Genomic DNA, 21,055 nt, shown 5'->3' with positions numbered 1-21,055 from the left:
CGTTCCAGGTGGTAGAACCAGACCTCGCAAGCCTCAGCCATGGGGCTCGGCTCCGAACCGCGCGGCCAGCGAGCGCACCGCCATCGCCACCGCCTTCGGGTGCGACAGCGGGCCCAGGTGGTTGAGCGGCAGGCTGATGTTCGGCCATCCCATCCGGCCGGCCGCCCGCATCTCGTCGGCGTAGCCGTTGGAGAGCTGCAGGTAGGCCGCCGGCGCCGCCAGCTCCGCCGGGGGCGCGGCCTCCTCGAAATAGGCCAGGGGCAAGGGCTCCAACTCCTCCACCAGCGCCTGACGAACGCTCGTCTCCGGCACCAGCTTCTCCAGCGCGCCCGGGGGCCACCAGTCGTCCCACGGCGGCAGCTGCCCCATCTGGGCCCCCGCCCGCAGGGCCTCGCGGGTCTCCGGCGGCGCGGTGTCGAGCCAGCTGCGGCCCGGATGCGGCAGCACGGAGTCCAGGAAGATCACCCCCGCCACCGGGGCGCGCAGGTGCGCCGCCACCGCCGGGACCAGCGCGCCGGCTCCGCTGTGTGGAACGAGAACGACCGGACCGCCGCCGTCGATCGTCGCCGCCATCGCCCGGGCCAGCGCCGGATAGTAGCCCTCGCCGACGCTGGACAGCTTCGGCCACGCCGGCGCCTCGGCCGCCAGCCCCAGCGCCGCCAGCTCGCTCGCTGTCGCCCTCAGGCTGTAGGAGCCCAGCAGCGGGCTGTGCAGCAGGATTAGCCTCGCTCCGCTCATCAGGCTTCGTACTTCTCCTCCACCAGCCGGTTCAGCAGGCGCACGCCGAAGCCGGTGGCGCCCTCCGGGATGGTGGGCACGGTCGACGGCTTCTTCCAGGCGGTCGAAGCGATGTCGAGGTGCGCCCAGGGCAGGTTGTTGACGAACTTCTGGATGAACAGGGCCGCAGTGATCGAGCTGCCGGCGCGCGAGCCGGTGTTCTTCATGTCGGCGATCATCGAGTCGATCTGCTTGTTGTACTGCTCAGGGAGCGGCAGCCGCCACAGGGGCTCGCCCTCCTTGGCCGAGGCGTCGAGCAGGTTCGCCGCCAACTCGTCGTTGTTCGAAAACAGCCCGGCGTAGTCGTTGCCGAGCGCGGTGATGATCGCCCCGGTCAGGGTGGCCAGATCGACGATGAATTTCGGCTTGAAGCGGTCCTGGGTGTACCAGATGGCGTCGGCCAGCACGAGCCGGCCCTCGGCGTCGGTGTTGATGACCTCGATCGTCTGGCCGGACATCGAGGTCACGACGTCGCCGGGACGCTGGGCGTTGGCGTCGGGCATGTTCTCGACGAGGCCCAGGACGCCGACGACGTTGGCCTTGGCCTTGCGGGCGGCCAGCACGTGCATCAGGCCGGCGACGGCGCCCGCCCCGCCCATGTCCCACTTCATGTCCTCCATGCCCTCGGCCGGCTTGATGGAGATGCCGCCGGTGTCGAAGCAGACCCCCTTGCCGACAAAGGCGACGGGGGCGGCCTGCTTGTCCGTCGCGCCGTTCCAGCGGATCACCACCAGCTGGCTCTCGCGCACGCTGCCCTGGCCCACGCCCAGCAGGCTGCCCATGCCGAGCTTGGCCATCTCGGGCTCGCCCAGCACCTCGACCTCGAGGCCCAGGCTCTCCAGCTCCTTCACCCGGCGGGCGAACTCGGCGGGATAGAGGACGTTGGCCGGCTCGGAGACGAGGTCACGCGTGAAGCTCACCGCATCGGCGAGCGCGGCGAGCGGGGGAAAGGCGGCTAGCGCCGCCTCAGGCTCGGTCGCGACGATCTGCGCGCGCACGATCGAGGGCTTTTTGTCGGCCGGCTCCTTGGTCCGGTACTTGTCGAAACGATAGGCCGCCAGGCGCAGACCGAGCGCGGCGTGGGCCGCCGTCGCTGCGTCAGCGGTCGGAAGCTCGAGCCGAAGCGCCTCCAGGCCGCTGCTTTTCAGCGCGGCGTACGCGTTGGCCGCGACGTGCTCGGCGCCGAGCAGGTCGAAGCCGTCGCGCTTGCCGGCCCCGACCAGGACCACGCGCGCCGCATCGATTCCCGCCGGCGCGATCAGGTCAAGCGTCTGTCCCTTGGCGCCCGTGAACCGGCTGGCCGCCAACGCCTGGGCGAAAGGACCGCTGGGCGTCTCCCCCTCGAAGACCACCTGGGCCACGGCGGTCTTCGGCTGCAGGGCGGCTGCGGCCGCGATGAACTCGATCTCCATTGCGAAACTCTCTCAGCTCCCATCGTCCTTAGGCCCGCAACGCGGGGATCACAGCCGGGGACTTCGGGCCGCCCGATCCAACGCCACCAGGCCGCCCCGTCGTCCCCAGCCAGCGCCTTCGCGACCCGCCGCGCTGATGCGGCGCGCAGGCGGAAGGGCTGCAGCGGTGTTGTGCGCCGCCGCGACGCATGGTTTAGAACAGCTCCGCGGCCGCGGCGCGGCAAATTTCCGGGTAAGCCGTATTCTTTTCCGATGCGCCTGATCGACCGCTACCTGCTGCGCCAGATGCTGGGCCCGACGCTGCTGGCGACCGCCGCCCTCACCGGCGTCGCCCTCTTGAGCCAGAGCCTGGCCGGGCTGGACCTGATCGTGAACCAGCGGCAGAGCGCGATGGTGTTCCTGAAGGTCACCGTCCTCTACATGCCGCAACTGATCAACATGGTGTTGCCCATCGCCACCTTCGTGGCGGCGCTGGTGGCGTTCAACCGGCTGCACACCGAACAGGAGATCGTCGTCTGTTTCGCCGGCGGCATGAGCCGGTGGCGCGTCATCTCGCCGGCCATGCGGCTGGCCTGCGCGATCGCCTTCGTGGCCCTGCTGCTCAACCTGTTCGTCCAGCCGGCGGCCTTCCGCGAGCTGCGCCAGGAGCTGTTCGCGATCCGCACCGACCTGGCCGCGACCCTCGTCCGCGAAGGTGAGTTCACCGAACCCTCGCCTGGCCTCACCGTGTACACCCAGACCGTGGACGGGCGGGGCATCATGCACAACCTGTTCATCCACCAGGCGAAGCCGAACGGCGAGGCCACGACCTACACCGCCGACACCGGCCGGCTGGCCAAGCGCTTCGGCCGCCCGGTGCTGATCATGCGCGACGGCTCGACCCAGGAATTCTCGGACCGCGGCGTGCTCAACTTCGTCACCTTCGACGAGTACGTCTATGACCTCTCCGCACTCGCCGAGGGCACGGAGCTGGTGCACTACAAGCCCTCCGACCGCTATCCGCATGAGCTGTTCTTCCCGGATCTCACCCAGGCCTGGGAGCAGCACAACCGCAAGAGCCTGCTGGCCGAGGGCCACGCGCGGCTGTCGACGCCGCTCTACAACATCACCTTCATGGCCATGGCGCTGGCGGCCATCATCGGCGGCGGCTTCTCGCGCCTGGGCTACGGCCGCCGCATCGCCGGGATGGCCGGGCTGGCGGCGCTGACGCGGATCATCGGTTTCGTCGTCCAGGCGGCATGCGAGGACAATGTCTGGCTGAACGTCCTGCAGTACGGCGTGCCGCTGATCGCGCTGGCCTTCGCCCTGCGGAGCATCTTCAGCCAGGGCGTCCGGAGGTCCCGCCGCATCGGGCGCAGGCGCACGGGCGCGCTCTCGGGCGCGGCGGCATGAGGCTTTCCGGCCGCCTCGAACGCTATGTGCTGGCCAGGACCCTGGGCGGCGTCGGCTCCGCGCTGGCGGTGATCGCAGCGGTCATCATCCTCGTACAGTTCGTCGACCTTTCGCGCCAGGTGGGCGTGCGCGCCGACGTCGGGCCGGCGGACCTGTTCGGCCTGACCATGCTGCGCGCGCCGTCGGTGATCCAGATCCTGTTGCCGTTCGTCTTCCTCTTCGGGGTGATCGCCGCCTACGTCGGCCTGAACCGCAAAAGCGAGCTCGTGGCGATGCGGGCGGCGGGGGTCTCCGCCTGGCGCTTCATCATGCCCTCGGCGACCTGCGCCTTCTTGGCCGGCGTGCTGACCGTGACCGCGCTCAACCCGCTGGCCGCGGCGCTGAACGCCCGCTTCGAGGTCGACCGCGCGCGGATGATGGAGAACTACCTGCCCGGCGCGCCCAAGGAGGTGTGGCTGCGCCAGGGGGACGAGACCAACCAGATCGTCATCCACGCCAGGAGCCGCGACATGGTCCAGGGCGCCGTGCGCCTGCGCGGTGTCTCCCTCTTCGTCTACCAGAAGGACCAGCAGGGTCGGCCGGTCTTCAAGCGCCGCCTCGAGGCCGCCGAGGCCCGGCTGATGCCCGGGTTCTGGCAGTTGCAGGACGTGCGCGAGGCCACCGCCGGCGAGAACTCGGTGCACTCCGACAGCCTGTCGATTCGCTCGACCCTCGACGCGGAGTCGGCGATGGAGCGCTTCGCCTCGCCCGACGCCATCGCCTTCTGGAAGCTGCCGGCGGCGATCCGGCTGACCGAACAGGCGGGTTTTTCAGCCGCCGGCTACAAGCTGCGCTTCCACCAGCTCCTGGCGACGCCGATCCTGTTCGCCGCCATGGCGGTGCTGGCCGCGGCCTTCTCGCTCAGGCTGGCGCGCCTGGGGGGCCTGGCGGGCCTGGCGGGCGCCGGCGTGGCCCTCGGCTTCGTCGTGTTCTTTTTCAACCAGTTCTCCGGAGCCCTTGCCAAGGGTGACATCATTCCGCTCTACGCCGCGGCCTGGGCGCCCCCTGTGGTGGCGCTCCTGTCCGGACTGACTCTGCTCTGCTACACCGAAGACGGTTGAATCGTTCGCCGGCGGGGCTATGCATCCGCAACCGGCGCAATAACGCGGCCCAAGCGCCGAAGGGGATAGACGCTGAGATGAGTCCGGGTCGGCGCACGCCTTCCGCAGCCAAGCTCGCCATGCTCGCCGGCGTCGCCCTCGCCGCCGTGCTGGCGCAGTCGCCGGCGCACGCCGCCATGGGCGCCCGGGCCCATCCGAAGCCGGCGCTCGCCGGGCAGCCGCCCGCGAAGCAAGCTCAGCAGCCGGACGGTCTCGCGCCCGACGAGCTCTACATGGAGGCCGACCTCCTCACCCGCGACGACAAGGCCAAGCACACGACCGCGGAAGGCAATGTCGAGATCCGCTACCAGGGCCGCACGCTGCGCGCCGACCGTGTGACCTACGACGAGGGCGCCGAGGGCCAGCAGGGCGTCATCCGCGCCTTCGGCCATGTTCAGATCATCAATTCCGACGGCTCGATCGAGTACTCCGACGAACTCGTGCTCGACGACAAGATGAGCGCGGGCATCGCGCGGGGCTTCTCCGCCCGCCTGGCCGACAACGGCAAGATCGCCTCCTCCACCGCCGTGCGCCGCTCCGAGGTGATGCAGGAGCTCAACCGGGCCATCTACACCCCCTGCGCCGTCTGCACGGCCAAGGGCCAGAACAAGCGGCCGACCTGGTCGATCGCCGCCGACCGGGTGGTGCAGGACAAGAAGCGGCGGCTGATCTTCTACCGCAACGCCCGCGTCCACGTGCTGGGCGTGCCTCTGCTCTACTTCCCGATCTTCTGGCACGCCGACCCGACGGCGAACCGGGTGTCGGGCTTCCTGACGCCGAACCTGGGCTCTTCACAGCGTCGGGGCTTCACCTACGAACAACCCTATCTGTGGGCGGCGTCACCCTCGACCGACGTCATCATCGACCCGCAGATCAACACCAAGGTGAACCCGTTCCTGAACGCGGAGGTGCACAAGCGCTTCTACTCGGGCGATGCGGACGTGCGCTTCGGCTATACACACGAGCGCGAGGTCGACGGCAGCGGCCACAAGTTCGGGGACGCCACCAACAAGAGCTACGTCCTCGCGCGCGGCGCCTTCCACGTCGACGACAGCTGGCTGCTGGGGTTCACCGCCGAGCGGGTGTCCGATCCGCTGCTGTTCGACGCCTATGACGTGCCCAAGGTCTACGAGACCCGCGGGCCCTTCGTCGCAGACGACCGGCGCCTGATCTCGTCGCTCTACGCCATCCGCCAGACCGAGCGGAACTATTTCTCGGCCGCGGCGATCAGCATCCAGGGCCTGCGGCCGAGCACGACAGTGGCCGGCGCCTTCGAGGACAGCGGCACCTTCCCGCTCGTCGCCCCGCTGATAGAGGACCGCTATTCCCCGGACAGCTCCGTGCTCGGCGGCCGGTTGCGCATCACCGGCAGCGCCGTGGCGCTGACCCGCGACCAGTCGCCGGACAATCCCGTCCTGCCTGGTCTGGACAGCCGCCGCGTGACCGCCCAGGCCGACTGGCGGCGGACCTTCACCTCGGCGAGCGGCCTGCGCCTCGACCCGTTCATCAGCGTGCGCGGCGACTTCTACAGCCTGGGCGACGTCCCCAACGCCACCGGGATCGGCGTCCACTCGGGGACCGAGGGACGCGGCCTGGCGACGGCCGGGGCGGACCTCTCCTATCCGCTCTACCGGCGCTGGCGGGACGCCACCGTGGTCCTCGAGCCCCTCGTCCAGCTCGCAGTCTCGCCGAACGCCAAGCAGATCGTCATCGGCCATGACGCGACCGGCGCGCCGATCTACCTGGACGAGGACAGCGCCACCTTCGAGTTCGACGAGACCAACCTCTTCAGCACCGATAAATTTCCCGGCTACGACCTCTACGAGGACGGGGCGCGCGTGAACGTCGCCGGGCGGGCCTCGATCCTCTGGGACGATGGCCGCCGGGCGAGCCTCCTGATCGGCCGCAGCTTCCGTTCGGAGAAGAACCTGGTGTTCGCGCCTGGTTCCGGCCTGCGCGATCAGGCGTCGGACTGGATCGTCGCCGCCGACGCCCAGCCGGTCAAGAACCTGACCATGTACACCCGCGCCCGGCTGGACGGGGAAACGCTGAAGGTCCATCGCATCGAGGCCGGCGCCAACGTCCAGACCAAATGGGCCTCGGGCTTCGTCCGCTACCTCGACAACGACGCCGAGATCACCAGCCTCACCGGCGTCACCACCAGCGCCAGCCTGACGGGCACCAAACAGGAAAACCTCGACATCGGCGGGGACCTGTACTTCGGCAAGAACTGGGGCGCCTCGCTCTACGGCAGCCGGGACATGGTGGCGGACGCCTGGGCCATTCGCGACATCGGCGTGTTCTACCGCGACGACTGCGTGCGGATCGACGTCATCTACCGCAAGCAGGACACCGTCATTTTCGTTCAGGACAACAATCAGTTGCGACAATTGGGTCGCAACGACCAGATCCTGATCCGCCTAACACTCGCCACATTGGGCGGGAAACTCTGATGTCGAAATTTGGGCGCCGGTCGTTGCGGCCGCTGGAAGGAATGTTCCCGTTCATGATGCACGCCGGTGACGTCCCGGGCCAGTTGGCGCGCGGCGCGGCTTTGGCCGCGCTCCTGGTGGCCACGACCCTGCCCTTCAGCGTGCAAGCCGCTGCGGCCCAGGCCGCGCCCGCCGAGACGGCGACGCCGGCGACCGCGCCGGCCTCGAAGGACGCCACCGCGCCGCGCCCGCTCTCGGAGTCGGTCGCCGCCATCGTCAACGACGAGATCATCTCGACCTACGACTTGGCGCAGCGCATGCGCCTCCTGATCGCCACCTCCGGCATCCAGCCCAGCCAGGAGAACCTGCCGCAATTCCAGCGTCAGGCGCTGGTCTCGCTGATCGACGAGCACCTGCAGTTGCACGAACTGAAACGGGTCGAGAAGCAGCAGAAGATGAGCATCATCGCCACCGACGACGAGGTGCGCGACGAGATCTCCGGCATGGCGCGCGAAAACAACATGACGGTCGACCAGTTCCTGAGCGTCCTGAAGCAACAGGGCATCGGGCAGGAGACCCTCTACCAGCAGGTCCGCGCCCAGATGAGCTGGCAGCGCTGGATCCAGGGCCGCTACGGCAGCCGCCTGCGGATCGGCGAGGACCAGATCAAGGCCACGGAGGCGCGCCTGGCCGCGGTCGCCTCCAAGCCGCAGTACGAGGTCAGCGAGGTGCTGATCGACACCAACCGCGCCGGCGGCGTCGATGCGGCCATGAAGGGCGCCCAGCAGCTGATCGGCCAGATGCAGCAGGGCGCGCCCTTCGCCGCCGTCGCCCGGCAGTTCTCCGCCGCCCCGACCGCGGCCTCCGGCGGCGACGCGGGCTGGATCAGCCCCGGCGAAATGCCGCCCGAGGTCGACGCCGCCATGGAGCAGCTGCGCCCTGGGCAGCTCTCCGCGCCGATCCAGACCAAGGACGGCGTCTACATCATCTACCTGCGCAACAAGCGCGCCGGCGCCGGGGCCACTGTCGTCGACCTGAAGCAGGCGGCGATCTCGCTGCCGGAGTCGGCCTCCGCGGCCGATGTCGAGGCCGCCCGCGCCAAGCTGATGGGCGTCCGCGCCGCCGCCAAGGGCTGCGACGGCCTTTCGGCCGCCGCGGCGAAGGCGCAGGGCGTGGTCGCCGGCGACCTGGGCGAGGCCGAGATCGCCGACCTCGCGCCGGAATTCCGCCAGGCGGCCCAGACCCTCGAGGCCGGCCAGATCTCCGAGCCGATCCGCACCAAGGTCGGGCTGCACCTCGTCGCCGTCTGCGGCAAGCGCGCTTCAGGCGGCGCCCAGCTCAGCCACGACCAGATCGAGAACCGGCTGTACGGCCAGCAGCTGGCGATGGTCGCGCGCCGCTACATGCGCGACCTGCGCAATTCGGCCACCATCGAGACGCGGTGAAGTCCCGGCCGCTCGCGCTGACCCTGGGCGATCCGGCCGGCGTCGGGCCCGAGATCGTCGTCAAGGCGTGGCACGCGCTGCGCGGCGAGGATCGGGCGTTTCTGGCGGTGGGCGACTTCCAGGTCCTGGCTTCCGCCTCCTCGGCGGGCGCCTCGATCCTGCGCCGCATCACCTCTGCGCAGGAGGCGCCGCGGCTGTTCGCCGAGGCGCTGCCGGTGCTGGACCTGCCGCTCAGGGCGCCGGTCGCGGCCGGCCAGCCCTCGGCCGCGGCCGCGCCTTCGGTGGTGCAGTGGATTGAAACCGCCGTCGGGCTGGCTTTGAGCGGCGATGTGGCGGGCATCGTGACCGCGCCGATCGCCAAGGCGCCGCTCTACGCCGCGGGCTTCAAGTTTCCCGGCCACACCGAGTTCCTTGGCGACCTCACGGCGGCCGCCCGCTACGACGGCGCCCGCGGGCCGATCATGATGCTGACCGCCCGCGACCTGCGGGTGACCCTGGTGACGGTGCACGCCGCCCTCGCCCGCATACCCGGCCTGATCAGCGTCCAGGCGATCGTCAACGCCGGCCTCGTCACGGCCCAGGCGCTACGGCGCGACTTCGGCGTCGCCGAGCCCAGGATCGCCGTCGCTGGGCTGAACCCGCATGCAGGCGAGGCCGGAGCCCTGGGCCGAGAGGAGATCGAGATCGTCGAGCCGGCCGTGCGCGCGCTGCGCGACCTGGGCGTCGACGCCACCGGGCCCTATCCGGCCGACAGCCTGTTTCCCGAGGAGATGCGCGCCCGCTACGACGCCGCGGTCTGCCTCTATCACGACCAGGCGCTGATCCCGGTGAAGATGCTCGACTTCTGGAGCGGGGTGAACGTCACCCTCGGCCTGCCGATCGTGCGCACCTCGCCCGACCACGGCGTCGCCTTCGACATCGCCGGTCGGGGCGTCGCCCGGGCCGACAGCCTGGTGTCGGCCATCCGGCTGGCGGACGAGATCGCCCGCCGGCGCCAGGCCGCATGAGCGAGGCGCTCGCCGACCTGCCGCCGTTGCGCGAGAGCCTGGCCGCGCACGGTCTCCTGGCCAAGAAGGCGTTCGGCCAGCATTTCCTGTTGGACCTCAATATCACCCGCAAGATCGCCCGCCTGGCCGGGGTCGCCGCCGGCGATCGTGTCATCGAGATTGGTCCCGGCCCGGGAGGCCTGACGCGGGCCCTGCTCGAGACCGGCGCGCGGGTCACCGCCGTGGAGAAGGACGAGCGCTTTCGGCCGCTGTTGGAGGAGCTTGGCGTCGCCTGTCCCGCGCTCGACCTGGTGTTCGGCGACGCTTTGGAGGTGAACGAGGCCGCGATCGCCGAGGGCGCGCCGGCGCATCTCGTCTCCAACCTGCCCTACAACGTCGGCACCGCTCTGCTGATCAAGTGGCTGACCGGTCCGTGGACGCCCGCCTCGCTCACCCTGATGTTCCAGCGGGAAGTCGCCGACCGCATCACCGCCGCGCCTGGCGACGAGGCCTATGGCCGATTGGCCGTCCTGGTCCAGGCGACGGCGTCAGCCCATCGGGTGATGGATGTCCCGGCTCGCGCCTTCACGCCCCCGCCGAAGGTGGATTCCGCCGTGGTGCGGCTCGCGCCTCGCGAAGACCGGCTGGCGCCGGAACGGCTCAGGGCCCTGGAGCAGGCGACCGCCGCGGCCTTTGGCCAGCGACGCAAGATGCTGCGCTCGAGCCTGAAGCCGCTGGGCGGCGAAGCCCTCGCCGTCGCCGCCGGGCTCGATCCGCAGGCGCGGGCCGAGACCGTCGACCTCGCCGGCTTCCTGCGCCTGGCCGACCAACTGGCCGGCCGCGGCGCCTGACCGGGGATCAGGCGGCGGCGCCCAGCAGCGCGGCCTGCGCCTTGTGCGTCAGGGCCCAACGGCTGAGGCAGTCCGCGCCCCCGGCGGGCTTGCCTTCCCATCCCACGAAATCGAGCCAGCCGCGCTCACCCAGGGCGAAGCAGCGCCGCTCACGGGCGAAGCCGCCCTCCATTCGGGCGCCCTGGTTATAGAGAACGTTGACTAGGCGCCCGTCGGGCAAGGCCTGCATCAGCAGTTCTCGGTTGAGTGGGGATAGGGTGTCGAGGTCCATGGCTGCACGCTCCGACTTGCCTAGCTAGCTAGGGGCCGAGTCTTGCGTTGCTGCAACCATGTGACGCACGGGCCTGTGGATGGTTTCGGCAGGGCTGGGGATGTTCCGTGGGCAGAGCTGAACAAAGCCCCGAAAGCGAGCTGGCCGTTCACTTTTTCTCGAGCATCAGCTGGCCTTCCTTCTTCAGCCGCCCCCGGACCTTGTCGGCCACCATGGCGAGGAGGTTCGGCAGCAGCACCTCCAGCCTGACCGCCGCGTCCTCGACCTCGATGGAGCCGGAGATCCGCTGCCCGAGGGCGGCGAGCGCGAAGGTCAGGCGGTCGTCGCCCGTCCAGTCCTTCGACAAGACGCCGGCGGCCGCCCCCATGTGCTGGGCGAAGCTGGCGAAACCCTCGTCGATTCGCCGTTTCGCCTCTGCGCGGCCGAGCTCGTGCGGGATGGTCAGGGTGATGGCCTTGCTCATGCGTTGTAGAACCGTCCGGCTGGGCTTGGGGGTTCCGGAGGGCGGACGGACAGCGAGATGGACCTGGGCCGCATGGGCGAGATGGACGAGGACCGCAGCCTGTTCGGCCCGGGCCGCTACCCCGACACCGGTCCCCTCGCCGTGCTGGCGCGGCTGGGCTTCCTGGCGTCGGTTACGGCGATCATCGTGGCCGTCTACCTGCCCTCCTCGATGGTGCCGAGGTTCGCGCGCTCGCACTACCTGGAGCATTTCGCCGCCTTCTATGTCGCACTGTTGGCCGCTCTCGCGGCCATGCCGCGCGGGCGCCTGCGGCGGGTGGCGAGCGGGTTCGTCATCTTCGCGACCGCGCTGGAATCCAGCCACCTGCTCGGCGGCGCCATGATCGAGCCGCTGGTGATGAACTGGGTGGCCGACCTCGGCGGCCTGGCCGCCGCGATCGCGCCCATTGTCGTCGAGCGTTACCGCCGACGCTTCCCACCGACCATCAGAACCAGCGACGAAGCCCCCCCTCCCTGACGCGCAGGTTGTTCTGCACGTGGCGCACGCCGTCCAGGTCGGCGATGTCCTCGATACGACGCTTGTCCTCCTTGCGGCGGACCGTGCCGTTCAGGGTCACCTCGGCGTTGTCGACTAGCACCTCGACGTCGCGCAGGTCCAGGCCGCGCACGTCCTCCAGCCGCTCGACGATCACCGCCCACAGCACCCGGTCCGAAGGACCGCGGCGCCGGCGCACGCTCTCGCCCTCGTCGCGGCCGGCGAAGAAAGGGCCCAGCCAGGACCGGCCGCGTTCGCCGAGCCCTGGGTCGCGCTCGGCCCGGTAGATTCCCGGCCCGCGGCTGTCAGCCCGCTCGTCGGAGAACCGACGATGGGCCTCGCCGCGGTCCGGATCGTAGGCGTAGTCGGTCGAATAGTCGGCCTGGCCGTAGTCCTCGCGCCGCCGGGCGATTTCCTCCGCCGTGCGATAGCCCTCGCGCCGGTCGGAGTCATAGCCGTAGTCGCTCGAGAAATCGGCCTGGCCGAAGTCGTCCCGCGTAGGTGGATCGTCCCGGCGCTCACGGCGCAGGTCGCGCTCCTCACGCATCCAGTCCCGAGGCATCTTCTGTCTCCTCTGATCTATCAGGGCGAGAAAACCTGCCCCTCGATCTTCGGTTCCGCAGAAGCTTCAGAGCTGGACGATCCAGCCGCCCGTCAGGCTCGCGTACTGGACGCCGGCCAGCGTCATCTGCCCGCCGTTCGCCAGGCTGATCACGGTGTCCTGCCCGACCTGGGCGGCGGTGAAATGGACGCCGGGATCGATGATCACCCGGTCGCCTTCGGTCAGGTTGAAATCGGTGACGCGGTCCGTGCCCGGGCCGGCGTGGAACAGGTCGGAACCGCCGCCGCCGGTGAGGGTGTTGGAGCCGCGGTCCCCTGAGATGAAGTCGCCGCTGGCCCCGCCGACGATCACGTCGTCGCCCTGACCGCCGAACAGGAAGCTCTCCCGCCCCCCGCCGGTGATCGTGTCGGCGCCCTGGTTGCCGTTGACGATGTTGTGGCCGCTCGACTGGCTGGCGTCGATCAGGTCGTTCCCCTGTCCGCCCAGCAGCAGATCGCCGATCGTCGAGCGGCCGATGATGGTGTCGGCGCCCTGATTGCCGTTGATGATGTTGGCGTGAGCGCCGCCGACGATGGAATCGTTTCCACCGGCGCCCCGCAGCACGTCGCTGACGTCCGCCCCCGTGATGGTGTCGCTTCCTGCCGCGCCGGTGACGATCGGCGCGGCGGCGCTCGCCTGCAGCACCTGGCCTGCGTCGGTCGTGGGCGTAGTCGGCGGCGTGCCGTCACCGGAATCGATCGTGATATGGAAGGGCGCCGACGGCGCCGAGAGGTTGCCCGCCCGGTCGACGGCGACCAGCTCCAGGGTGTGGGCGCCAGGCGACAGCGCGCCCGAGGTCAACGTCACGTCGCCGGCGAAGCTGAGGGTGGCGTCGCCCACGACCTGGCCGTTCTCCAGCAGTTCGACGTGCCCGCCGAAAATCGCCGGCCCGAAGTAGGGCGGATGGCCTGGCGAACTGGTGGGCGCCGGCGGCAGGCCGGCCTCGGTGATGTGGAACACCGGCGTCGTATCGTGGGTGTGGCCGCCGTCGGCCAGCGCCACCGGGGCGCCGCCGGAATCGTCCACCACCTGGGTGATCGTCGGCGCCGCGGGTGCGCTCGTCGCGAGCCCAATGGCGATGTAGCTCGTGTAGCCGACGACCGAACCGTCCGCGGCCGTCAGGTTCGCCTGCAACTGGTTCCAACCCTGGACCAGGCCCGAAGCGGTGATGTCGACATAGCCCTGGGCGACCTGGGCGGCTGTCAGCGTCAGGGACTGGGCGGCCGGCGATTCGATCTCGCTCAGGGTAAGTGTTTCGCCAACCGCGGCCACGCCGTTCAAGCTGACACGCACTATTGAAGACGGATCGTTCGTGTAAGTCCCGTAAGCGACGTTTCCCGTCTGCGGAGCAACATTATCCGTGACCGAGATCGCAAGATTAGGAAAAGCCGGTGCGGCCATTGTACATCCCCAACTCTAAACGGGGGCGCCGGCGACACGCCGGCGCACTGACGCCCTCAGCTTCGGAACGGAAGACGCTGAGGCTTCGATCCAGCTTCACCGCAAAAAAACTGGCGCAACTGTCAAATGACGTTCGGGGAACCAAGCGACGCGAAACCGGGTAAAACCCCTCCCAAGGCTCCGATTCGCCCAGAGGCACCCTCCTTTGCTCAAGCGCGACGACCCGCCAGCCCCCTCCGCGGAGCCGCCGCCAGAGCCCGTGGCCGCCGAACTCGCCCAAGCCCTTCCGGAGCACGGGCGCATTGCGCTCGCCGCGGTCGCGAGACGCTGGCTGCTGCGCGTGGCGCCCATGATCCTGCTGGTCGCCGCCGTCTGGGTTCTGTGGCGAGAGTTCCACCATCTCAGCCTCGCCGCCGTCGCCCAGGCGATGGAGGACTGGGGACACGGCCGCATCCTCGCGGCCCTGGCGCTCGCGGCGTTCAGCTTCCTCCTGATGGGCGTGGTCGAGTGGCTGGGCGTGCGCTGGTCGGGCGCGCGGGTGCCGTTGGGACCGGTATTGGCCGTCTCGTTCCTGGCCAACGCCATCGCCCATGCGGTCGGGGCCAACCTGCTGGTCTCCGGCGCGCTGCGAGCCAGGTACTACGACCGCTATCAGGTGAACCTGACGCAGGTCGCGGCCACGACCCTCTTCAGCGGCATGTCGTTCGCTGTGGGCATCGCCGCCCTGGGCGGCGCGGGGCTGGCGCTCTCGCCCGCCCAGCAGATCTCGGCGACCGCCATTCCGCTGCATGTCGCCCGCGGCGTCGGCTGGGGGCTCCTCGTCCTCGTCGCCGCCTATGTGCTGCTGTGCGCAGTGCGCAGAAGACCGCTGATTGCCTTCGGCCGCAGCCTCACCCTGCCCTCCGCTGGCGACGCCGTCGCGCAGATCGTCATCGGCGTGGTCGACAACGGCGTGGCCGCGGCGATCATCTGGGTGCTGCTGCCGCCCGACACGGTCCACTACCTGACCTTTGTCGGCGCCTACGCCGTGGCCGCCGTGGTCGGCCTGGCCTCCTCGGTCCCCGGCGGCGCCGGCGTGTTCGAGGGCTCGATCTCGACCATCCTGCCGGACGCCGAGCCCGCGCCGCTGGCGGCGGCCTTCCTCGGCTACCGCCTGGCCTTCTACCTGCTGCCGCTGATCATCGCCTGCCTGGCGCTGGCCGGCGACACCCTCTACCACCGGGGGCGCTAAGCTTTAGGCTGCTCCTCGAGCCGGCCGTCCTTCAGGGCGAACACCCGATCCATGTGGCGCGCCAGCTCGAGATTGTGGGTGGCGATCAGGGCGGCGACGCCCTGTCCCCGCACCAGCTCGTAGAGCGCATCGAACACCGTCCCCGAGGTCGCGGGGTCCAGGTTGCCGGTGGGCTCGTCCGCCAGCAAGAGCCGCGGCGCGTTGGCGAGCGCGCGCGCGATCGCCACCCGCTGCTGCTCGCCGCCGGACATCTGCGCCGGCTGATGCTGGGTGCGCGCCGCCAGGCCCAGTTCGCCCAGCAGCGCCTCGGCCCGCTTGCGCGCCGCCCGCCGCGACCGGCCGGCGATCATCTGCGGCAAGGCCACGTTGTCGAGGGCGCTGAACTCCGGCAGCAGGTGGTGGAACTGATAGACGAAGCCGATGCTGGCCAGCCGCACTCGCGTGCGCGCGCGCTCACCGAGGTCCGAGCAGTCGCGGCCCAGCACGCTGATCCGCCCGGCGTCGGGATGCTCCAGAAGTCCTGCGGCGTGCAGCAACGACGACTTGCCCGAACCCGAGGGGCCGATCAGGCCCACGACCTCCCCCGGCCCGACGTCGAGGTCGATCCCGCGCAGCACGGTCAACGGCCCCGCGCCCGTCACATAGGACCGCTCCAGGCCGCGGATGGAGAGCACCGGCTCACTCATAGCGGAGCGCCTCCACCGGATCGAGGCGGGATGCCCGCCAGGCCGGCGGCAGGGTGGCGATGAAGGACATGGCCAGCGCCCAGAAGGTGATCAGGCCGACCTCCGCCCAGTCCACCTTCGCCGGCAGCCGCGACAGGAAATAGACGTCGGAGGAAAAGACGTTCTGGCCGGTCGCCCACTCCACGAAGGACTGGATGGGGCTGATGTAGAGCGAGACCAGCACGCCCACCAGCAGGCCGGCCGCCGTCCCCAGCACGCCCACCATGGCGCCCGACATGAAGAAGATCCGCATGATCGAGCCGGAGCTCGCCCCCATGGTGCGCAGGATGGCGATGTCCCGGCCCTTGTTCTTCACCAGCATCACCAGGCCGGAGATGATGTTCATCGCCGCGATCGCCACCAGCAGCATGAGGATCAGGCGCATGACGTTGCGCTCGACCTTCAGCGCCCCCCAGAAGGACGAATCGCGCTGGGTCCAGTCGCTGACCAAGGCGCCGGGGCCTGCCGCCTGGGCGACGGCCGGCTTCATCAGGCCGGCCTTGTCTGGATCGTCGACCTTGATCTCGATCGCGTCGACCCCGGAATCGCGGCCAAAGAACAGCTGGGCCTGGGCCAGAGGCATGTAGATGTAGGCCTGATCGTACTGGCTCATGCCGACGGTGAAGGTCGCCGCCACCGTATAGGTCTTCTGCAGCGGCGTGCCGCCGAAGGCGGTGGCGCCGCCAGCCGGCGAGATCAGTGTCAGGGGATCGCCCGGCCGCACGCCGAGCGAATCCGCCAGCCGCTGGCCCACCACCACCAGGTCGCCGCCGTACTCTCCCAGACCGAAGCTGCGCAGCGATCCCCGGGTTATGTTGGAGGCCACGAGCTTGGTCGCCGCCAGGTCCTGCGGACGAATTCCGCGGACGATGGCGCCGGAAATCTGTCCCGGGCCCATGGCGATCGCCTGGGCCTCGATGATCGGGGCGGCCTGGCGCACACCGGGCACCTTGACGATCTTGCCCACGACCGCATCGCGGTCCGGCCGGTCGAGCACCGGCCCGGTGACGAACAGGTGGCCGTTGAAGCCGAGGATCCGCCCCAGCAGCTCGGCGCGAAAGCCGTTCATCACCGACATGACGATGATCAGCACCGCCACCGCCAGCATGATGCCGATGAAGGAGATGATCGAGATCAGCGCCACCCCGCCCTGGCTGCGCTTGGCGCGCAGGTAGCGGCCGGCGAGCATCCGCTCCCACGCGCCGAACGGCGGCGCGCGGCCGCCCGTCGTCGCCCCAATAGGAGCCGACGGGCGAACCGCTGCGGCCTGGTTCACGCGCAGATCACCTTCAGGGCCGCGTCCAGCGGCAGGGTCTGGCGCTCGCCGGTGGCGCGGCGCTTGATCTCCACCACGCCCTCCGCGACGCCCTTGGGGCCGACGATCAACTGCCAGGGGACGCCGACCAGGTCGAGCGCGGCGAACTTCGCGCCCGGCCGGTCGTCGCGATCGTCGAGCAACGGCTCCTTGCCGGCCGCCTGCAGCGCCTTGTAGGCCTGCTCGGCGACCGCATCGACGGCGGTATCGCCGACGCGCAGGTTGACGACCGCCGCCCCGAACGGGGCCACGCTGTCGGGCCAGATGATGCCGGCGCCGTCGTGGCTGGCCTCGATGATGGCGGCGACCAGGCGCGAGACGCCGACGCCGTAGGAGCCCATCTGCACCGGACGCTCGACGCCGTCGGGGCCGGCCACCACGGCCTTCATCGGCTTGGAGTATTTCTCGCCGAAGTAGAAGATGTGGCCGACCTCGATGCCGCGCGCCGACATCCGCTTGTCCTCGGGTGCCTCGGCCTCGAAGCGGGCTTGGTCGTGCATCTCGTCGCTGGCCGCATAGAGCCGCGTGCGCTGCTCGACCAGAGGCTGCAGGTCGCCGTCCCAGTCGATGTCGGGCCCCGGGGCGCCCATCTCCACCAGGTCGCGGTGGGCGAAGACCTCGCTCTCGCCGGTCTCGGCCAGAATGATGAACTCGTGGGAGAGATCGCCCCCGATCGGGCCGGTGTCGGCCCGCACCGGGATCGCCTTCAGGCCCAGCCGCGCATAGACGTTGAGATAGGCCAGGAACATCCGGTTGTAGGCGCGCCTTGCCGCCGCCTCGTCGAGGTCGAACGAATAGGCGTCCTTCATCAGGAACTCGCGGCCGCGCATGACCCCGAAGCGCGGACGGCGCTCGTCGCGGAACTTCCACTGGATGTTGTAGAGGTTCTTCGGCAGGTCGCGGTACGACTTCACATAGGATCGGAAGATGTCGGTGATGACCTCTTCGGCCGTCGGGCCGTACAAGAGGTCCCGCTCGTGGCGATCCTTGATGCGCAGCATCTCCTCGCCGTAGTCGTCGTAGCGTCCGCTCTCGCGCCACAGGTCGGCGAGCTGCAGCGTCGGCATCAGCACCTCGACGGCGCCGGCGCGGTCCATCTCCTCGCGGACGATCTGCTCGATCTTCTTGAGCACCTTCAGGCCGAGCGGCAGCCAGGCATAGATGCCGGCCGCCTCCTGCCGGATCATCCCGGCGCGGAGCATCAGCTGGTGCGAGACGATCTGGGCGTCGGACGGCGCCTCGCGCAGCGTCGGCATGAAGTAACGCGAAAGGCGCATGTGTGCGGGCGTCCCTGGATCAGCGGCGAAAGCCGGTCAGATAGCCCCCCGGCCCCGACCTTGGCAACGCACAGACCGAACGCGTGACGAAAGCTTTAGGTGCGCCAGGGAATGCGCGCCAGGTCGATCAGGTGGAAATGCAGCGTGGCCAGGATGGATAGATGCACCAGGGCCGACACCCAGGTGGTGGTGATGAACTTGCGCTTCAGCTTGGGCTGCACCGGCGCGCTGGGATCGCCGATCCCCGGATCGATGCCCGCCTCGGAATAGCTCGTCACCCCGATCGGCAGGATGGCGAACAGCACTGTCCACCAGATCGTCAGATAGAGAGCGATGTTCGTGGCCACGCCCATCAGTGCGCGCCCTTCGGCGTTTCCATCAGCTCGACCAGCACCCCGCCCATGTTCTTCGGATGGACGAAGATCACCGGCACGCCGTGCGCGCCGATGCGCGGCTTGCCGTCGTTCAGCACCGTCGCCCCCTTGGCCACCATGTCGTCGCGGGCGACGATGATGTCCTCGACCTCGAAGCAGACGTGGTGCTGGCCGCCCTTGGGGTTCTTCTCCAGGAAGGCGCGCACGGGCGACTTCTCGCCCCACGGCTCGAGCAGCTCGATCTGGCTGTTCGGCAGGTTGACGAAGCAGACCTTCACCCCCTGCTCCTCCATGACGAAAGGCTCGGTGATGGAGGTCGCGCCCAGCATGTCGCGGTAGAGCGCGATGGAGTCTTCCAGCGAGGGCGTGGCGACGCCGACGTGATTGAGCTTGCCGATCATGCGGCGGTCATAGCGCTTTGCGATCCGCAGGGCGAGAGGCGGAAAGCCTCACACCCGCAACACCGTCGTCTCCACGACCGGCCGCCGTCCCCAGATCCGCTGGCTGGCCTTCTTCACCGCCCGCGATAGCGCCGTCTCGACGGTGTCGTCGTACTCGCGGTCCTCGCCGCCTAGCCGCTTCAGCGCTTCGGCCGCGGCCTCGGACAGGTCGTCGAGCACCTCGTCCAGCGGATAGTCGTCGTCGGTCGGCAGCCCCAGCGCCTTGATCGACGGTCCGGCGACGATGCGGTTGCGCCCGTCCAGCACCACGGAGACCGCCACCATGCCGTTGTGCGCCGCATGCCGGCGCTCGCGCAGGGCCTCGCCGTTCTCCGGCGTGAGGACGCCGGCGTCGACGAAGAGGCGGCCGGCCGGAACCTCGTCGACGATCTCGGCCCGGCCCGGGGCCAGGCGGACCATGTCGCCGTTGCGCGGCGCCACCTGCTGCGGCACCTGCAGGTCGCGGGCGAAGGCGACGTGCTCCAAGAGGTGGCGGCGCTCGCCGTGGGTCGGCACGGCGATCTGCGGCCGCGCCCAGCGGTACATCTCCGCCAGCTCGTCGCGGCAGGGGTGGCCGGAGACGTGAATCCCCGGATGGTCGCGCTCGGTGTAGAGCCGCACGCCGCGGTCGGCGAGGTTGTTCTGCAGGTTGCGGATCGGGATCTCGTTGCCCGGGATCACCCGCGAGGAGAAGACGCAGGAATCGCCCGCGCCCAGGCTGACGTGCGGATGCGCCCCCTCGGCGATGCGGGCCAGCGCCGCGCGCGGCTCGCCCTGGCTGCCGGTGCAGAGGTAGAGCACGCCCTTGGCCGGGAAGCCGTTGGCCTCCTGTTCGGTGATGAACGGCTGCAGCCCCTGCAGCAGCCCCACCGACTTGGCCGCGGCCGCCATGCGGTGCATCGAGCGGCCGACCAGGCACACGCGGCGGCCATTGGCCTCGGCGGCGCGAGCGGCGCTGTCCATCCGCGCGACGTTGGAGGCGAAGCAGGCGACGGCGACCTTGCCCTTCATCGTGCCGATCAGCGGCGTCAGCGCGTCGCGCACCGACGCCTCCGAGCCGGCCACGCCCTCGACGAAGACGTTGGTGGAATCGCAGACCATGGCCAGCACGCCCTCGTCGCCCAGCCGGCGGATGGCGTCCTGGTCGGTCACCTGGCCGAGCAGCGGCTCGGGATCGATCTTCCAGTCGCCGGTGTGCAGCACCGTCCCCAGCGGCGTCTTGATCGCCAGTCCGTTCGGCTCGGGAATCGAATGGGTGAGCGTGATCAGCTCGATATGGAACGGGCCGAGATCGACCTGCCCGCCGAGCGCCACCTCATGGATCTCGACCTCGTCGAGGAGGTCCGCCTCGCGCAGCTTCTCGCGCAGCAGGAAGGCGGTGAAGGGGGTGGCGTAGACGGGCGCCTTCAGCCTCGGCCACAGCCAGGCCACCGCGCCCAGGTGGTCCTCGTGGGCGTGGGTCAGCACGATGCCGAGGATCCGGTCGGCGTATTCCTCGATATAGGCGGGATCCGGCAGAATCACCTCGACCCCCGGCGTCGTCTGGTCCCCGAAGGTCACGCCGAGGTCGACGACGATCCAGCGCCGGTCGTGCGGCGGACCGTAGCCGTAGAGGTTGAAATTCATGCCGATCTCGTTGGACCCGCCCAGCGGCAGGAAGACGAGCTCGTCGGACTTGGACGCCATGTGCCCTTACGCGGCTTTCGAATTGCGGCGCCAGATCTCCAGCATGCCGCGGATGGTGAGGTCGGAATCGAAATGGTCGATGGCCATGGTCGCGCCGTGGAACAGCGAGGCGACGCCGCCGGTGGCGACGACCGTGAGCGGCAGGTCGCGCTCGGCCTTGATGCGCGCGATCAGCCCCTCGATCAGGCCGATGTAGCCCCAGAAAACGCCTGACTGCATGGCCCCCACGGTGTCTGTGCCCACCACCCGCTGCGGCTTCTGGATCGCGACCCTGGGAAGTTTGGCCGCCGCGTTGTGCAACGC

General features: G+C 69.7%; 21 protein-coding genes. 8 read left to right on the top strand and 13 right to left on the bottom strand.

Features of this window, described 5'->3' with window-relative positions:
• Nucleotides 1-33 precede the first annotated feature (33 nt).
• Together VJS38_RS17875 and VJS38_RS17870 are read right to left on the bottom strand one after the other, a co-directional pair.
• On the bottom strand, nucleotides 34-738 hold the full coding sequence (locus tag VJS38_RS17875) for a hypothetical protein (protein WP_324089504.1): 705 nt from the start codon (nucleotides 736-738) through the stop codon (nucleotides 34-36).
• Entirely contained in the window at nucleotides 738-2,189 is a 1,452-nt protein-coding gene (locus VJS38_RS17870; protein ID WP_324089503.1) for a leucyl aminopeptidase, read from the bottom strand. The genes VJS38_RS17875 and VJS38_RS17870 overlap by 1 nt, the downstream gene beginning before the upstream one ends.
• 252 nt (nucleotides 2,190-2,441) lie before the next feature.
• Between VJS38_RS17870 and lptF the strand changes: the two genes are divergently transcribed.
• From lptF to rsmA, 6 genes are all read left to right on the top strand, one after another.
• On the top strand, nucleotides 2,442-3,581 hold the full coding sequence (gene lptF / locus VJS38_RS17865; RefSeq protein WP_324089502.1) for an LPS export ABC transporter permease LptF: 1,140 nt from the start codon (nucleotides 2,442-2,444) through the stop codon (nucleotides 3,579-3,581).
• Nucleotides 3,578-4,681 carry an LptF/LptG family permease gene (locus VJS38_RS17860; RefSeq protein ID WP_324089501.1) on the top strand — a complete coding sequence of 368 codons (1,104 nt, stop codon included), beginning with the start codon at nucleotides 3,578-3,580 and terminating at the stop codon, nucleotides 4,679-4,681. Before lptF ends, VJS38_RS17860 begins: the two co-directional genes overlap by 4 nt.
• Before the next feature lie 77 nt (nucleotides 4,682-4,758).
• On the top strand, nucleotides 4,759-7,173 hold the full coding sequence (locus VJS38_RS17855) for an LPS-assembly protein LptD (RefSeq protein ID WP_324089500.1): 2,415 nt from the start codon (nucleotides 4,759-4,761) through the stop codon (nucleotides 7,171-7,173).
• A gap of 53 nt (nucleotides 7,174-7,226) precedes the next feature.
• On the top strand, nucleotides 7,227-8,597 hold the full coding sequence (locus VJS38_RS17850) for a peptidylprolyl isomerase (RefSeq protein WP_324089499.1): 1,371 nt from the start codon (nucleotides 7,227-7,229) through the stop codon (nucleotides 8,595-8,597).
• Nucleotides 8,594-9,604, top strand: coding sequence for a 4-hydroxythreonine-4-phosphate dehydrogenase PdxA (gene pdxA, locus VJS38_RS17845; RefSeq protein WP_324089498.1), 1,011 nt, complete (start codon nucleotides 8,594-8,596; stop codon nucleotides 9,602-9,604). The genes VJS38_RS17850 and pdxA overlap by 4 nt, the downstream gene beginning before the upstream one ends.
• Nucleotides 9,601-10,434, top strand: coding sequence for a 16S rRNA (adenine(1518)-N(6)/adenine(1519)-N(6))-dimethyltransferase RsmA (gene rsmA / locus VJS38_RS17840; protein ID WP_324089497.1), 834 nt, complete (start codon nucleotides 9,601-9,603; stop codon nucleotides 10,432-10,434). Before pdxA ends, rsmA begins: the two co-directional genes overlap by 4 nt.
• Before the next feature lie 7 nt (nucleotides 10,435-10,441).
• On the opposite strand, the gene VJS38_RS17835 is transcribed toward rsmA, so the two are convergent.
• A complete protein-coding gene (locus tag VJS38_RS17835; RefSeq protein ID WP_324089496.1) occupies nucleotides 10,442-10,705 on the bottom strand; it encodes a hypothetical protein in 264 nt (87 codons plus the stop codon).
• 148 nt (nucleotides 10,706-10,853) lie between these two features.
• Nucleotides 10,854-11,168 carry a polyhydroxyalkanoic acid system family protein gene (locus VJS38_RS17830; protein WP_324089495.1) on the bottom strand — a complete coding sequence of 105 codons (315 nt, stop codon included), beginning with the start codon at nucleotides 11,166-11,168 and terminating at the stop codon, nucleotides 10,854-10,856.
• 57 nt (nucleotides 11,169-11,225) lie between these two features.
• Here VJS38_RS17830 and VJS38_RS17825 point away from each other — a divergent pair, with 57 nt between their 5' ends.
• Nucleotides 11,226-11,684, top strand: a complete 459-nt coding sequence (locus VJS38_RS17825) for a hypothetical protein (protein ID WP_324089494.1) — start codon at nucleotides 11,226-11,228, stop codon at nucleotides 11,682-11,684.
• On the opposite strand, the gene VJS38_RS17820 is transcribed toward VJS38_RS17825, so the two are convergent.
• Nucleotides 11,653-12,264 (bottom strand): BON domain-containing protein, encoded by a 612-nt coding sequence (locus VJS38_RS17820; protein ID WP_324089493.1) that lies wholly within the window; start codon nucleotides 12,262-12,264, stop codon nucleotides 11,653-11,655. The two genes, VJS38_RS17825 and VJS38_RS17820, sit on opposite strands and share 32 nt — an antisense overlap.
• A gap of 66 nt (nucleotides 12,265-12,330) precedes the next feature.
• Nucleotides 12,331-13,596 carry a hypothetical protein gene (locus tag VJS38_RS17815; protein ID WP_324089492.1) on the bottom strand — a complete coding sequence of 422 codons (1,266 nt, stop codon included), beginning with the start codon at nucleotides 13,594-13,596 and terminating at the stop codon, nucleotides 12,331-12,333.
• 367 nt (nucleotides 13,597-13,963) lie between these two features.
• Between VJS38_RS17815 and VJS38_RS17810 the strand changes: the two genes are divergently transcribed.
• Nucleotides 13,964-14,935 carry a lysylphosphatidylglycerol synthase domain-containing protein gene (locus VJS38_RS17810; RefSeq protein ID WP_324089491.1) on the top strand — a complete coding sequence of 324 codons (972 nt, stop codon included), beginning with the start codon at nucleotides 13,964-13,966 and terminating at the stop codon, nucleotides 14,933-14,935.
• On the opposite strand, the gene VJS38_RS17805 is transcribed toward VJS38_RS17810, so the two are convergent.
• The 7 genes from VJS38_RS17805 to VJS38_RS17775 form a co-directional block, all read right to left on the bottom strand.
• Nucleotides 14,932-15,621 carry an ABC transporter ATP-binding protein gene (locus VJS38_RS17805; RefSeq protein WP_324089490.1) on the bottom strand — a complete coding sequence of 230 codons (690 nt, stop codon included), beginning with the start codon at nucleotides 15,619-15,621 and terminating at the stop codon, nucleotides 14,932-14,934. The two genes, VJS38_RS17810 and VJS38_RS17805, sit on opposite strands and share 4 nt — an antisense overlap.
• Complete coding sequence (locus VJS38_RS17800) at nucleotides 15,614-16,849, bottom strand: lipoprotein-releasing ABC transporter permease subunit (protein ID WP_324089505.1); 1,236 nt, start codon at nucleotides 16,847-16,849, stop codon at nucleotides 15,614-15,616. The genes VJS38_RS17805 and VJS38_RS17800 overlap by 8 nt, the downstream gene beginning before the upstream one ends.
• 83 nt (nucleotides 16,850-16,932) lie before the next feature.
• Nucleotides 16,933-18,252: a proline--tRNA ligase gene (proS, locus tag VJS38_RS17795; protein ID WP_324089489.1), complete on the bottom strand. Its 1,320-nt coding sequence runs from the start codon at nucleotides 18,250-18,252 to the stop codon at nucleotides 16,933-16,935.
• A gap of 95 nt (nucleotides 18,253-18,347) precedes the next feature.
• Nucleotides 18,348-18,605 (bottom strand): DUF1467 family protein, encoded by a 258-nt coding sequence (locus tag VJS38_RS17790; protein WP_324089488.1) that lies wholly within the window; start codon nucleotides 18,603-18,605, stop codon nucleotides 18,348-18,350.
• Nucleotides 18,605-19,027 (bottom strand): methylmalonyl-CoA epimerase, encoded by a 423-nt coding sequence (gene mce / locus VJS38_RS17785; protein WP_324089487.1) that lies wholly within the window; start codon nucleotides 19,025-19,027, stop codon nucleotides 18,605-18,607. Before mce ends, VJS38_RS17790 begins: the two co-directional genes overlap by 1 nt.
• Nucleotides 19,028-19,075: 48 nt before the next feature.
• Entirely contained in the window at nucleotides 19,076-20,752 is a 1,677-nt protein-coding gene (locus tag VJS38_RS17780; protein WP_324089486.1) for a ribonuclease J, read from the bottom strand.
• A gap of 6 nt (nucleotides 20,753-20,758) precedes the next feature.
• Nucleotides 20,759-21,055 (bottom strand): type III pantothenate kinase (locus tag VJS38_RS17775; protein ID WP_324089485.1); only part of this gene is annotated, 297 nt, incomplete at its 5' end.

The sequence above is a fragment of the Phenylobacterium sp. genome, assembly GCF_035276905.1.
In the GTDB taxonomy this organism is placed as follows: Bacteria; Pseudomonadota; Alphaproteobacteria; order Caulobacterales; family Caulobacteraceae; genus Phenylobacterium.
This window is presented reverse-complemented; position numbering and strand designations above follow the sequence as displayed.